Genomic DNA, 13,757 nt, shown 5'->3' with positions numbered 1-13,757 from the left:
CGTTTAACGCTTGACTTGCATCATAAACCCATTAATTTTGCAGCTCCTTAAGCCCTCCACCTTAGTGCAAGTAGGAACTTAAGGAAAGAGAACTTTTTAATAATCGATTGAAAAGTTAAATATGGGGGCGTCGCATAGCGGCAATTGCGGGTGACTGTAACTCACCTCCTTCGGGTTCAAAGGTTCGAGTCCTTTCGCCCCCACAGATAATTAGTTGAGCACCTAGGTGGAACTTGCGAAATCTTACCTAGATATTCACTTAGTTTATCTATTTGCGGGAGTAGCTCAGTTGGTAGAGCGACAGCCTTCCAAGCTGTAGGTCGCGAGTTCGAACCTCGTCTCCCGCTCAGAGCAAAGCACAGATCTGTTTAAAAGCAAGTCGCGAGCTTTTGAACGTTCCTTGTGAATTATTTAGTGAAATCAGCCGTTTTAGCTCAGTGGTAGAGCACTTCCTTGGTAAGGAAGAGGTCATGGGTTCAAATCCCATAAATGGCTCCAGTTATAAATAGTGCCAGCGTAGCAGCGCGATTGTAGCGTTGGTTTATCAAGCAAGTAAAAGCGACATGCAGTTTTCCTAGTTTGGTAAAGCTGTGTTTCGCTTTCTTGCAATATAGTCGAGTCGCGTTTTTCCCTCTTACACCACAAAATTCCTCTTAATCTCTTTACAATGGCTAAAGAAAATTTTGATCGTTCCAAGCCGCACGTGAACATCGGTACGATCGGGCACGTGGACCACGGCAAAACCACCCTGACTGCTGCTATCACTACGGTACTGGCGAACAAAGGTCTGGCCGCTAAGCGTGACTTCTCGTCGATCGACAACGCTCCTGAAGAAAAAGAGCGTGGTATCACGATTAACACGGCTCACGTAGAGTATGCAACCGAAAACCGTCACTATGCGCACGTTGACTGCCCTGGTCACGCTGACTATGTGAAGAACATGGTAACGGGTGCTGCTCAGATGGACGGTGCTATCCTGGTAGTTGCTGCTACTGACGGCCCAATGCCGCAAACTCGTGAGCACATCCTCCTAGCTCGTCAGGTAGGTGTTCCTCAACTAGTAGTGTTCATGAACAAAGTGGACATGGTTGACGACCCCGAGCTGCTCGAGCTTGTTGAAATGGAAATCCGTGAGTTGCTCTCTTTCTATGACTTCGACGGCGACAATATTCCGATTATTCAGGGCTCGGCTCTAGGTGGTCTGAACGGCGACGCTAACTGGGTTCCCAAGATTGAGGAGTTGATGGACGCTGTTGATAGCTACATCCCAATTCCTGCTCGTTTAACTGACCTGCCCTTCCTGATGCCAGTTGAGGACGTGTTCTCAATCACAGGTCGCGGTACGGTTGCTACTGGTCGTATCGAGCGTGGTATCATCAACTCAGGTGAGCAAGTAGACATCCTAGGTATGGGTGCTAAGCAAGGTCTGAAGTCGGTAGTTACTGGTGTGGAAATGTTCCGCAAGATCCTTGACCGTGGCGAAGCTGGTGACAACGTAGGTCTGCTGCTCCGTGGCATTGAAAAAGACGATATCCGTCGTGGTATGGTTATTTGCAAGCCAGGTTCAGTAACTCCTCACCAAAAGTTCAAAGCTGAGGTGTACGTCCTGTCGAAAGAAGAAGGTGGGCGTCACACGCCGTTCTTCAACAACTATCGTCCTCAGTTCTACCTGCGTACCACTGACGTTACTGGTATCATCACGCTGCCAGAAGGCGTAGAAATGGTAATGCCTGGTGACAACATCACTATTCAAGTTGAGTTGATCAACAAAGTAGCGATGGAAAAAGGTCTGCGTTTCGCTATTCGCGAAGGTGGTCGTACAGTGGGTGCTGGTCAGGTTACTGAAATTCTTGACTAATTTGCTTTATAGAACAATCCGCCTCTGATTTTTCGGAGGCGGATTTGTTTTATCTATACTTTACATTACCTTTGCACTCCCAATTGAAACCTAGGTTTTGAAGGGAGTGTTTCTACGGGCGTAGTTCAAGGGTAGAATAGAGGTCTCCAAAACCTTTGATGGGAGTTCGAATCTCTCCGCCCGTGCAGAAAAGCCAGCTTGACTGGATTAACTTTTAAAGCCAAACTGGCGCTAAATCATGAGTAAGCTGACGAAATATTTCCGCGATACGACTGAGGAAATGCGTTACAAGGTAACGTGGCCTTCTCTCGAGGAACTACAAAAGAGTGCTGGTTTAGTGCTCATCGGCTCACTCGTATTTGCTGCCGTTGTTGGACTTATGGATGTTGTGTTCAACAAGAGCTTAGAAGTGTTTTACAATTCGTTCCGTTAATCTCTTGATCTGATGGGAGAATTGAAGTGGTATGTTGTTCGTTCGGTGAGCGGACAGGAGAAAAAGGCTAAGCAGTACCTTGAGACTGAGATTGGTCGTCATGGTCTTGCGGACTTAGTACCTCAGGTGTTGATTCCTGCCGAAAAGGTATATGAGATGCGTAATGGTAAGAAGCGCGTGCGTGAGCGTAACTTCTTTCCTGGCTATATTCTTATTCACGCTGATCTTACCCATGGTGAAGTTGACCATATTATCACCAGTACTCCTGGTGTAATTGGTTTCTTGAGTGATAAAGAGGGAAAGAGCACGAATACGAAACCAATCCCATTGCGCTTAGCTGAGGTCAACCGTATCCTCGGAATCGTAGATGAAAGTGAGGAAGAAGTAGCTTCTCTCGAAACGCCATTTATCACCGGTGAAATGGTGAAAGTAGTAGATGGTGCATTTAGTGGCTTCTCAGGTACAGTAAGTGAGGTATTTGAAGAGCGTAAGAAGCTGAATGTAATCGTGAAGATATTTGGCCGTAGTACTCCTATGGAGTTGAGCTACACACAGGTCGAAAAAGAATCATAACATCAAGTAAGTTATCGTCACTAGCTAGCTGCTTCGGGCTGGTGGTGCTTCCACATATTCAGAAGCAATATCTAAAACTGAGAGCTGTTCGTGTTACGACTAACAAGCTCGAAGCCCTTCAAACCAAATGGCCAAAGAAATTAGAGGTTATCTGAGACTTCAGATAAAGGGAGGCGCTGCGAACCCTTCGCCGCCGGTTGGACCTGCACTTGGTAGCAAAGGCCTTAATATCATGGAGTTCTGTAAGCAGTTTAATGCTCGGACCCAAGATAAGGCTGGCCAAGTATGTCCTGTTCTGATCACCATGTACACGGATAAGTCGTTTGACTTCGTGGTGAAAACCCCACCTGCTCCGGTGATGTTGTTAGATGCTGCTAAAATTCAGAGCGGTTCGAAAGAGCCTAACCGGAATAAAGTTGGCTCGGTAACATGGGATCAAATCCGCCAGATTGCTGAAGTGAAAATGCCTGACTTGAATGCTTTCAAGATTGAGTCAGCAATGAAGCTTGTAGCTGGTACGGCTCGTAGCATGGGTATCACGATCAAAGGTGATGCTCCTTTCGCTCAATAACTTTTAAACCAAGAAGAACTCATGGCAAAAGTTAGCAAAAAGCGCAAGGAAGCCCTTGCCAAACATGATCTGACACAAGTACGCTCGTTGGTAGAGGCTGCTAAAGTAGTAAAGGATATTACCTATACTAAGTTTGACTCCTCTGTTGACATTGACGTACGTTTGGGTGTTGATCCACGCAAAGCAGACCAAATGGTACGTGGCGTTGCTACGCTACCTCACGGTACTGGCAAAGTTGTACGCGTGCTCGCACTTGTTACACCTGATAAAGAAGCAGAAGCTACTGCTGCTGGTGCCGACTTTGTTGGTCTAGACGATTACATCGCCAAGATCGAGAAAGGTTGGACAGACATTGACGTAATCATCACGATGCCATCTGTAATGGCAAAGGTTGGTCGTTTAGGTCGTGTGCTAGGTCCTCGTGGTTTGATGCCGAACCCAAAATCAGGTACGGTAACTACCGATGTAGCTAAAGCTGTACAGGAAGTGAAAGCTGGTAAAATCGACTTCAAAGTTGACAAAACCGGTATCATTCACTGCAGCGTTGGTAAAGTATCGTTCGACGATAACAAGCTTGCTGAAAACGCCTTCGAAGTTATTCAAACTTTGAACCGTTTGAAGCCTTCGTCGGCAAAAGGTACTTACATCAAGAGCATCACGCTTTCGAGCACGATGAGCCCAGCGGTACCAGTCGACACGCAAGTAACTTCCGCTTAAGTATAACTAAGACGACGATATGACCCGGGAAGAAAAACAAGCCCTCGTCGACGAGTTGAGCGAGAAGTTTCAATCGCACAACGCGTTTTACATCACCGATGCTTCGGCGATGACGGTAGCGAAAATAAATGAATTCCGTCGCCTGTGCTTCAACCGCGGCATGGAGTTCAAGGTATACAAGAATACGTTGATCCGCAAAGCACTTGACACGCTTGGTGGGGATACAACAGAAATCGATGCTGCGCTGAAAGGTCAGTCAGGTGTTCTGTTTTCTAAAGAGTCAGGCTCAGCTCCTGCTAAGCTTCTACAAGACTTTTATAAGCAGCAAGCTTATGGAAAAGGTGTAGAGCCAAAGCCAGCACTTAAAGGTGCATACGTTGATGCTAGCATCTACCTAGGTGCTAATCAGCTCGAAGCTCTTAGCACTATTAAAGGTAAGCAGGAACTACTTGGTGAAATCATCGGCTTGCTCCAATCGCCTGCCAAGAATGTTATCTCTGCTCTGTCGAGCGGCGGCAGCAAACTGGCTGGTATCCTTAAAACGCTTTCCGAAAAAGAAGAGGTTGCAGGCTAACCGCTGCTCATCTTTTTCACTTTCAACTTATACAACAAACAACTTTTTTAACAATCTACAGAAATGGCAGATTTGAAAGCATTCGCTGAGCAGCTCGTTAGCCTGACGGTGAAAGAAGTAAACGAACTCGCTGGTATCCTGAAGGAAGAGTATGGCATTGAGCCTGCTGCTGCTGCTCCCGTAATGGTAGCAGGTGGCGGTGGCGCTGCTGCTGCTGAAGCTCCTGAAGAGAAGACTTCGTTCGACGTTATCCTGAAGGCTGCTGGCGGCCAGAAACTGGCTGTTGTGAAGCTGGTGAAAGACCTGACCGGCCTTGGCCTGAAAGAAGCCAAAGAACTAGTTGACGGCGCTCCTAAGCCTCTGAAAGAAGGTGTTGCTAAAGACGAAGCTGATTCGTTGAAGAAGCAACTGGAAGAAGCTGGTGCTGAAGTAGAAGTTAAGTAAGCTGCGGCCCACTTTTTCTTTTAGAAACATGGATAGGCCTGGCAACTAAGCCAGGTCTTTTCCTGTTTGTAGACTATAAGGTTTTATTGAATTACTCTCGCGTGCCGCATTGCGGCTTTTTGTGCCTAGGTACGGGAGAGAGTGTGGCAAAAGGTTGCCATTGTTAGATTACGCTTCAGTGTCCATTTCTTAACACCCAAACGCATTGGCTACACCGAAAGCAGAGGCTTTGCAGAAAGCCGACGAGCGAATTAATTTCGCCAAGATTAGGAAAGTTATTGAATACCCAGACTTCCTGGACGTGCAGCTGCAATCGTTTCAGGATTTCTTTCAGTTGGAGACGGCTGCTGAAAGCCGTGCTGACGAAGGTCTGTTCAAGGTATTCGCGGAGAACTTTCCGATTTCGGACTCGCGCGAAAATTTCGTGCTAGAGTTCATTGATTACCACGTTGATCCGCCCAAGTATTCGGTTGACGAATGCATTGACCGTGGCTTGACGTATTCAGTCCCTTTGAAGGCTAAACTGCGTCTGATCTGCAATGATACGGACAATGAGGACTTCGAGACGATTGAGCAAGAAGTTTTCTTAGGGAATATTCCCTACATGACGGAGAAGGGCTCTTTCGTAATCAACGGTGCTGAGCGTGTTATCGTATCGCAGTTGCACCGTTCACCGGGAGTTTTCTTTGCGCAAAGCAAGCACACGAACGGTACTAAGCTCTATTCTGCTCGTATCATTCCGTTCAAAGGCTCGTGGATTGAATTTGCCACTGACGTGAACAACGTGATGTACGCCTACATCGACCGGAAGAAGAAGTTTCCGGTAACGACGCTGTTGCGCGCTATTGGTTACGGCACTGACAAAGATATTCTGGATCTGTTCGGTTTGTCAGAAGAAGTGAAGGCCGATAAGAAGAGTCTGAAGAAAGCAGTAGGCCGTAAGCTAGCTGCTCGGGTGCTACGCACCTGGACAGAGGACTTCGTGGATGAGGATACGGGTGAAGTCGTATCTATTGATCGGAACGAAGTTCTGTTGGAGCGCGACTCTACTATAGAGGAAGAAGACATCGACACGATCCTCAATGCTGGGGCGAAGTCGGTGATCTTGCACCGTGAAAACGTAAACATTGCGGATTTCGCAATTATCTATAATACGCTTCAGAAGGACAACTCCAACTCGGAGAAGGAAGCTGTTGAGCAGATTTATCGTCAACTCCGGAATACGGAGGCACCTGACGAAGAAACGGCTCGTGACATCATCCAAAAGCTGTTCTTCTCGGATAAGCGCTACGACTTAGGTGACGTTGGCCGCTACCGGATCAACAAAAAGCTAGGTCTCGACAAGAACTGGGAGGCTCGGGTATTGACGAATGAGGACATTGTTCTCATTGTGAAATACTTGATTGGTTTGATCAACTCGAAAGCTGTAGTTGACGACATTGACCACTTGTCGAATCGTCGGGTGCGCACGGTAGGGGAGCAGCTCTACGCGCAGTTTGGCGTAGGTCTGGCTCGTATGGCGCGTACTATCAAGGAGCGCATGAACGTGCGTGACAATGAGGACTTCAAGCCGGTTGATCTGATTAATGCTCGTACGCTTTCGAGTGTTATCAACTCATTCTTCGGTACGAACCAGCTGTCACAGTTCATGGACCAGACGAACCCGCTAGCTGAGGTGACGCACAAGCGTCGCGTATCAGCTCTTGGGCCAGGAGGTCTGTCGCGTGAGCGTGCTGGCTTTGAGGTACGTGACGTTCACTACACGCACTACGGTCGTCTTTGCACGATCGAAACGCCGGAAGGACCAAACATTGGTCTGATCTCGTCTCTTTGTGTGCATGCTCGTGTGAACGGCATGGGATTCATTGAAACTCCTTACCGTGCTGTTAAAGAAGGTAAGGTAGATGTAAGCGAGCAGGTGAAATACCTGACTGCCGAAGAAGAAGACACGCACCACATCGCGCAGGCTAACGCTCGTATTGATGAAGAAGGCAACTTCTTGTCGGAACTCGTGAAAGGACGTTTCGAAGGTGACTTCCCGGTAGTAGAGCCCGGTGAGTACTCTTATATGGACGTAGCGCCGAACCAGATTGTGTCGGTGGCTGCTTCGCTGATTCCCTTCTTGGAGCACGATGACGCTAACCGTGCGCTGATGGGCTCGAACATGCAGCGCCAGGCCGTACCGTTGCTCCGTCCACAGGCGCCTATCGTCGGTACTGGATTGGAAGGCCGCACGGCTATTGACTCGCGTACGCTGGTTGTAGCTGAAGGTACAGGGGTTATCGACTACGTTGATGCGAATAGGATCATTGTTAAGTATGATCTAACGCCAGAAGACATTCTGGTAAGCTTCGACGCTGAGCGTGTAACTTACGACCTCATCAAGTTTCGTCGTACCAACCAAGATACTTGCATCAACCTCACGCCGATTGTAAAGCGCGGTCAGCGGGTTGAGAAAGGCCAGCCGTTGTGCGAAGGTTATGGCACCAACAATGGTGAACTAGCCCTAGGTCGTAACATGCAGGTTGCTTTCATGCCGTGGCAGGGTTACAACTTCGAGGATGCTATTGTAATCTCGGAGAAAGTAGTACGCGACGACATCTTCACCTCAATTCACATTGAGGAGTTTGAGCTAGAAGTACGTGAGACCAAGCGCGGCGAGGAAGAACTAACGTCGGAGATTCCGAACGTAAGTGAAGAAGCCGTTCGCAACCTCGACGACAACGGTATTATCCGCTTAGGTGCTGAGGTGAAGGAAGGCGACATCCTCATCGGTAAGATCACGCCGAAAGGTGAGACGGATCCGACGCCGGAAGAGAAGCTACTCCGCGCCATCTTTGGTGACAAAGCTGGTGATGTGAAAGACGCTTCGCTTAAGGCGCCACCCTCACTGAATGGTGTGGTTATCGGTACGAAGCTGTTCTCGCGGCCCAAGAAAGATAAGAACCTACGTGCCAAGTCGAAGAAGGAAGTAGAAGAGTTGAAAGACCGCTACGCCCAGGAGCTTCGTGGTGTGAAGTCAGTGATGGTTGACAAGCTAGTGCAACTGCTGGAAGGTAAAACGTCGCAAGGCGTTAAGCACAAGTTCGGTGACGAAATCTTGTCTAAAGGCGCCAAGTTCGGTAAGAAGAACATCACGGAGGCTCTCTTCCCCGAGAAGAACCCTTACAAAGATGAGAGCAACTACGCTGTGCCGGAGGAGGTGAACATGTTCAAGGACCTTATCTTGGAAAACTGGACGGCTGACGAGAAAGTGAATGGCATGGTGCTGCAACTGGTAAAGAATTATACCAAGCGCCGCAACAACATCACAGCTCGCTTCAAGCGTGACCGGTTTACCCTAGAGGTAGGTGATGAACTGCCCGCTGGCATTGTGCAGCTTGCAAAAGTGTACATCGCGAAGAAGCGCAAGCTGAAAGTGGGTGACAAGATGGCCGGCCGTCACGGTAATAAAGGGGTTGTAGCTCGTATCGTTCGCGATGAGGATATGCCCTTCCTGCCCGACGGAACTCCGATGGACATCGTGCTCAACCCGCTGGGTGTACCTAGCCGTATGAACATTGGCCAGATCTACGAGACCGTATTAGGCTGGGCTGGTCTGAAGCTAGGTCGTACGTATGCTACTCCTATTTTCGATGGTGCTACCGAAGAGGAAGTATCCAAAGAACTTACGGAAGCAGGTCTGCCAACCTTTGGCCGTGCTTACCTACACGATGGTCTGTCGGGTGACCGTTTCGACCAACCTGTAACGGTAGGTGTAATTTACATGCTGAAGCTAGGTCACTTGGTTGACGACAAGATGCACGCTCGTTCTATCGGACCATACTCGCTCATTACGCAGCAGCCGCTGGGTGGTAAAGCGCAGTTCGGTGGTCAGCGCTTCGGCGAGATGGAAGTGTGGGCACTGGAGGCCTTCGGTGCTTCTAACGTACTGCAGGAAATCCTGACGGTGAAGTCGGACGACGTGATTGGCCGTGCCAAAGCGTACGAGGCTATCGTGAAGGGTGACGTGCTTCCCAAGCCGAATATCCCTGAATCATTCAACGTGCTCATTCACGAGCTACGTGGTCTGGCTCTGGAAATTACGCTTGATTAGACAGAGTAAGGTACGACTCAGCTTCCATACGATGGAACGAGTCGTACCTATTCTAGTGTTACCCTAGGCTGCAAGGCATATTTTCTTCCGACATAAGTTTTTAGAGAAACGACAGCATGGCGTTTGCAAAAAATAAAAAACTGGTGCAGGACTTCTCGAAAGTCACTATTTCGCTGGCTTCGCCCGAATCCATCTTGGAGCGGTCGAACGGTGAGGTAGTGAAACCCGAGACGATCAACTACCGGACGTACAAGCCTGAAATGGGTGGCTTGTTCTGCGAGCGGATTTTCGGTCCTGTGAAGGATTGGGAATGCCACTGCGGCAAGTACAAGCGCATTCGCTACAAAGGCATCATCTGCGACCGTTGCGGCGTAGAGGTGACCGAAAAGAAGGTGCGTCGTGAGCGGATGGGCCACATCGAGCTGGTGGTGCCCGTTGCGCACATCTGGTATTTCAAGTCTTTGCCCAATAAAATCGGCTACCTGCTGGGCCTGCCCACCAAGAAGCTAGATCAGATTATCTACTATGAGCGGTACGTAGTTGTTCAGCCCGGCGTACTGGCTGAAGAAGGTGTACAGCAACTCGACTTCCTCACCGAAGACGAGTACCTCGACATCATCGATAAGCTCCCCCGGGAGAACCAGATGCTGCCGAATGAGGATCCTAATAAATTCATTGCCCGGATGGGTGCTGATGCGCTGCAACTCCTGCTGGAGCGCACCAATCTAGATGAGCTTTCTTATTCGCTCCGCGACTCTGCCGCACACGAGACTTCGCAACAGCGTAAAGCTGAAGCGTTGAAGCGCCTGCGTGTAGTAGAAGCGTTCCGCGATGCAGCTACCCGCATCGAGAACAAGCCGGAGTGGATGGTAATCCGCATGGTGCCGGTGATTCCGCCGGAATTGCGCCCACTCGTTCCGTTGGATGGTGGCCGTTTCGCTACTTCCGACTTGAATGACCTGTACCGTCGCGTAATTATCCGTAACAACCGCTTGAAGCGCTTGATCGAGATCAAAGCGCCGGAAGTGATTCTGCGGAATGAGAAGCGCATGTTGCAGGAAGCTGTTGACTCACTCTTCGACAACTCGCGTAAGGTAAACGCCGTGCGCGCCGAAGGTAACCGTGCGCTGAAGTCGCTGTCTGATATGCTGAAAGGCAAGCAAGGCCGCTTCCGTCAGAACCTGCTCGGTAAGCGTGTTGACTACTCTGGCCGTTCGGTTATCGTTGTTGGTCCTGAGCTGAAGCTGCACGAGTGCGGTTTGCCCAAGAACATGGCTGCTGAACTGTTCAAGCCGTTCATCATCCGTAAGCTCATCGAGCGCGGCATTGTGAAGACGGTGAAATCAGCGAAGAAGATCGTTGACCGCAAAGATGCCGTGGTATGGGACATCCTGGAGAACGTGTTGAAAGGACACCCTGTCCTGCTGAACCGTGCTCCTACGTTGCACCGCCTAGGTATCCAAGCTTTCCAGCCGCGTCTGATCGAGGGTAAAGCTATTCAGCTGCACCCGCTCGTTTGTACGGCTTTCAACGCTGACTTTGACGGTGACCAGATGGCTGTGCACGTTCCTTTAGGACCGGCCGCTATTCTGGAAGCTTCGATGCTCATGCTAGCTTCGCACAACATCCTGAACCCAGCCAACGGCGCGCCTATCGCGGTACCGTCGCAGGACATGGTTCTAGGTCTGTACTATGTAACGAAAGGCAAGCGCAGCACCGACGATGAGAAGGTGCAAGGTGAAGGTCGCATTTTCTACTCCGATGAGGAAGTAGTAATTGCCATCAACGAAGGCCAGCTTTCAAAGCACGCTTACATCAAGGTGCGGACGAAAGTGCGTGATGAAAATGACGAACTCGTAACAAAAGTTATCGAGACTGTTGCTGGTCGCGTGCTGTTCAACCAGCTCGTACCGGAGGAAGTAGGCTTTGTTGACGAGTTGCTGACGAAGAAAAAGCTTCAGCAAATCATCTCGTTGGTGTTCAAGCGTTCGGGTATGGCTCGCACCGCTCAGTTCCTCGACGACATCAAGACCCTAGGTTTCCAGTCTGCTTACAAAGGTGGTCTGTCGATGGGCCTAGGTGATATCCAGATTCCAAAGGAAAAGGATGCGCTGATTGCCCAAGCTCAGGCCGATGTAGCTGCCGTAACGCAGAACTACCAGATGGGTCTGATTACGGATAACGAGCGCTACAACCAGGTTATTGACATTTGGACGCGCATCAACAACCAGATCACGGAGACGCTGATGGGTCGCCTCGAAAAGGAGAACCAAGGCTTCAACTCGATCTACATGATGATGCACTCCGGTGCGCGTGGTTCGCGTGAGCAAATCCGTCAGCTTGGTGGTATGCGGGGTCTGATGGCTAAGCCGCAGAAGTCGCTGCAAGGCTCGGTTGGTGAGATTATCGAAAACCCAATTCTGTCTAATTTCAAAGAAGGCCTGGACGTTATCGAGTACTTTATCTCAACCCACGGTGCTCGTAAAGGTCTGGCCGATACTGCTCTGAAGACGGCTGACGCAGGTTATCTGACCCGCCGTCTGGTAGACGTGTCGCAGGACGTAATCGTGAACGAAGTAGACTGCGGTACGCTGCGTGGCCTCGAAGTTTCGGCTTTGAAGGACAACGAAGATATCGTAGAGTCTCTGGCTGAGCGTATCCTAGGTCGCGTAGCTGTTCACGATGTGGTTCACCCAGTAACAGATGAAATCATTCTGCCGGCTGGTGAGGAAATCACAGAAGAGTACACGCGCCTGATTGACAACGCTGGTATTGAAACGGTGGAAATCCGCTCGGTACTGACTTGCGAATCGAAGCGTGGTATCTGCGCTAAGTGCTACGGCCGTAACCTGTCTTCTGGCCGCATGGTACAGAAAGGTGAGGCAGTAGGTGTTATCGCCGCACAATCTATCGGTGAGCCTGGCACTCAGCTGACGCTGCGTACCTTCCACGTAGGTGGTACAGCTTCTAACATCGCTGTTGAAGCTAGCATTCGTGCTAAGTTCAACGGGGTAGTAGAGTTCGAGGACATCCGCACCGTTGACAGCACCAATGCTGAAGGCGAGAAGGTGAAAGTCGTGATGGGGCGCTCGGGTGAAATCCGGATTGTGGAGCCTAACACGGGTAAAGTATACATCTCGAACCACGTGCCTTACGGCTCGTTCCTCTACGCTGACGAAGGTCAGCAAGTGGAAAAAGGGTTCGTGATGTGTAACTGGGATCCGTATAACGCAGTCATCCTTTCGGAATTCGATGGTACTGTTCAATACGATGCTATCACAGAAGGGGTCACATATCGTGAAGAGTCGGACGAACAAACCGGTCACCGCGAGAAGGTTATCATCGAGTCGCGAGACAAGACGCAGAACCCTTCGATCATTGTGAAGCCCGGTAAGTCAGGCGACACCGAAGGTCAGAAAGGGTATAGCATCCCAGTTGGTTCGCACATCAACGTTGAGAACGGTGACAAGATCAAAGCTGGTCATATCCTAGCTAAGATCCCGCGTGCTGTAGGCAAAACTCGTGATATTACGGGTGGTCTGCCCCGCGTTACCGAACTGTTCGAAGCGCGTAACCCATCGAACCCGGCTGTAGTGTCGGAAATCGACGGTGTGGTAACCTACGGTACCGTTAAGCGTGGTAACCGTGAAATCTTCGTTGAGTCGAAAGACGGCGTGAAGAAGAAGTACATGGTGCCGCTGTCCAAGCACATCTTGGTACAGGACAACGACTTCGTACGCGCTGGTATGCCGCTTTCCGATGGTGCTATTACGCCAACTGACATCCTGAACATTCAGGGTCCGGGTGCGGTGCAAGAATACCTCGTGAATGAGATTCAGGAAGTATATCGCCTGCAAGGTGTGAAGATCAACGACAAGCACATTGAGGTGGTAGTTCGCCAGATGATGCAGAAAGTAGTCATCCTTGATGCCGGTGATACAACCTTCCTGGAAAACCAGGTAATCGACAAGATTACGTTCATGGAGGAAAACGATACCATCATCGACATGAAGGTGGTTACCGAAGCAGGTGATTCTCCGAACTTGAAGCCTGGTCAGATTGTGAGTGCTCGTCGCCTGCGTGACGAAAACTCCAGTCTGAAGCGTCGGGACCTCAAGCTGGTGCAGGTACGTGAGGCGCAGCCTGCTGTATCACGTCCGACACTACAAGGGATCACGCAAGCTTCGCTTGGCACGCAGTCGTTCATCTCGGCCGCATCCTTCCAGGAAACTACGAAGGTGCTTTCGGAAGCTGCCATCCGTGGCAAAGCTGACGAACTACTCGGTCTGAAGGAGAACGTAATTGTGGGCCACCTCATCCCGGCCGGTACTGGTCTGCGTGAATACACGCGTCAGGTAGTAGGATCGAAGGAAGAGTTGGCAGCTCTGCAAGCAGCAAAAGCTGAGGCTCCCGAGCCAAAGCGTGCTTCGCGAGCTAGCAAGCGGGAAACTTCTGTACAGGAGTAGTATTCCGATTCGTGTTTAAATAGGA

The 13,757-nt window shown here is 50.0% G+C and carries 9 protein-coding genes and 4 tRNA genes; all 13 read left to right on the top strand.

Going from position 1 to position 13,757, the window contains the following annotated elements; translation table 11 throughout:
- The first annotated feature begins 123 nt into the window (after positions 1-123).
- The 13 genes from IEX74_RS02830 to rpoC all read left to right on the top strand — a co-directional run bounded on the left by IEX74_RS02830 (position 124) and on the right by rpoC (position 13,732).
- Positions 124-203: transfer RNA gene (locus IEX74_RS02830), tRNA-Tyr, on the top strand.
- A gap of 71 nt (positions 204-274) precedes the next feature.
- Positions 275-347, top strand: a tRNA-Gly gene (locus IEX74_RS02825).
- A gap of 76 nt (positions 348-423) precedes the next feature.
- A tRNA-Thr gene (locus tag IEX74_RS02820) sits at positions 424-498 on the top strand.
- A gap of 169 nt (positions 499-667) precedes the next feature.
- Complete coding sequence (tuf, locus tag IEX74_RS02815; protein WP_086592724.1) at positions 668-1,858, top strand: elongation factor Tu; 1,191 nt, start codon at positions 668-670, stop codon at positions 1,856-1,858.
- 114 nt (positions 1,859-1,972) lie between these two features.
- Positions 1,973-2,043, top strand: a tRNA-Trp gene (locus IEX74_RS02810).
- 53 nt (positions 2,044-2,096) lie between these two features.
- Positions 2,097-2,291: a preprotein translocase subunit SecE gene (secE, locus tag IEX74_RS02805; RefSeq protein ID WP_086592725.1), complete on the top strand. Its 195-nt coding sequence runs from the start codon at positions 2,097-2,099 to the stop codon at positions 2,289-2,291.
- A 12-nt stretch (positions 2,292-2,303) separates the two neighbouring features.
- A complete protein-coding gene (gene nusG / locus IEX74_RS02800; RefSeq protein WP_188810705.1) occupies positions 2,304-2,864 on the top strand; it encodes a transcription termination/antitermination protein NusG in 561 nt (186 codons plus the stop codon).
- A 127-nt stretch (positions 2,865-2,991) separates the two neighbouring features.
- On the top strand, positions 2,992-3,435 hold the full coding sequence (gene rplK / locus IEX74_RS02795) for a 50S ribosomal protein L11 (protein WP_086592727.1): 444 nt from the start codon (positions 2,992-2,994) through the stop codon (positions 3,433-3,435).
- A gap of 21 nt (positions 3,436-3,456) precedes the next feature.
- Positions 3,457-4,152, top strand: coding sequence for a 50S ribosomal protein L1 (gene rplA, locus IEX74_RS02790; protein WP_188810703.1), 696 nt, complete (start codon positions 3,457-3,459; stop codon positions 4,150-4,152).
- 19 nt (positions 4,153-4,171) lie between these two features.
- Positions 4,172-4,726 carry a 50S ribosomal protein L10 gene (gene rplJ, locus IEX74_RS02785; protein ID WP_188810701.1) on the top strand — a complete coding sequence of 185 codons (555 nt, stop codon included), beginning with the start codon at positions 4,172-4,174 and terminating at the stop codon, positions 4,724-4,726.
- Between the two features lie 63 nt (positions 4,727-4,789).
- On the top strand, positions 4,790-5,170 hold the full coding sequence (gene rplL / locus IEX74_RS02780) for a 50S ribosomal protein L7/L12 (RefSeq protein ID WP_086592730.1): 381 nt from the start codon (positions 4,790-4,792) through the stop codon (positions 5,168-5,170).
- A 229-nt stretch (positions 5,171-5,399) separates the two neighbouring features.
- Positions 5,400-9,266 (top strand): DNA-directed RNA polymerase subunit beta, encoded by a 3,867-nt coding sequence (gene rpoB, locus IEX74_RS02775; protein WP_188811371.1) that lies wholly within the window; start codon positions 5,400-5,402, stop codon positions 9,264-9,266.
- A 116-nt stretch (positions 9,267-9,382) separates the two neighbouring features.
- Positions 9,383-13,732, top strand: a complete 4,350-nt coding sequence (gene rpoC / locus IEX74_RS02770) for a DNA-directed RNA polymerase subunit beta' (RefSeq protein WP_188810700.1) — start codon at positions 9,383-9,385, stop codon at positions 13,730-13,732.
- Positions 13,733-13,757: the final 25 nt, after the last annotated feature.

Origin of the sequence: Hymenobacter cavernae (genome assembly GCF_014641455.1) — a bacterium.
Lineage (GTDB): Bacteria > Bacteroidota > Bacteroidia > Cytophagales > Hymenobacteraceae > Hymenobacter > Hymenobacter cavernae.
The sequence above is the reverse complement of the archived record's forward strand: the minus strand, read 5'-3'. Positions and strand labels throughout refer to the sequence as shown.

What these genes read in the sequence shown, in the direction of transcription:
- secE (WP_086592725.1), top strand. Translation starts at nt 2,097, where the DNA reads ATGAGTAAGCTGACGAAATATTTCCGCGATACGACTGAGGAAATGCGT.
- tuf (WP_086592724.1), top strand. Translation starts at nt 668, where the DNA reads ATGGCTAAAGAAAATTTTGATCGTTCCAAGCCGCACGTGAACATCGGT.
- rpoC (WP_188810700.1), top strand. Translation starts at nt 9,383, where the DNA reads ATGGCGTTTGCAAAAAATAAAAAACTGGTGCAGGACTTCTCGAAAGTC.
- nusG (WP_188810705.1), top strand. Translation starts at nt 2,304, where the DNA reads ATGGGAGAATTGAAGTGGTATGTTGTTCGTTCGGTGAGCGGACAGGAG.
- rplJ (WP_188810701.1), top strand. Translation starts at nt 4,172, where the DNA reads ATGACCCGGGAAGAAAAACAAGCCCTCGTCGACGAGTTGAGCGAGAAG.
- rplL (WP_086592730.1), top strand. Translation starts at nt 4,790, where the DNA reads ATGGCAGATTTGAAAGCATTCGCTGAGCAGCTCGTTAGCCTGACGGTG.
- rplA (WP_188810703.1), top strand. Translation starts at nt 3,457, where the DNA reads ATGGCAAAAGTTAGCAAAAAGCGCAAGGAAGCCCTTGCCAAACATGAT.
- rplK (WP_086592727.1), top strand. Translation starts at nt 2,992, where the DNA reads ATGGCCAAAGAAATTAGAGGTTATCTGAGACTTCAGATAAAGGGAGGC.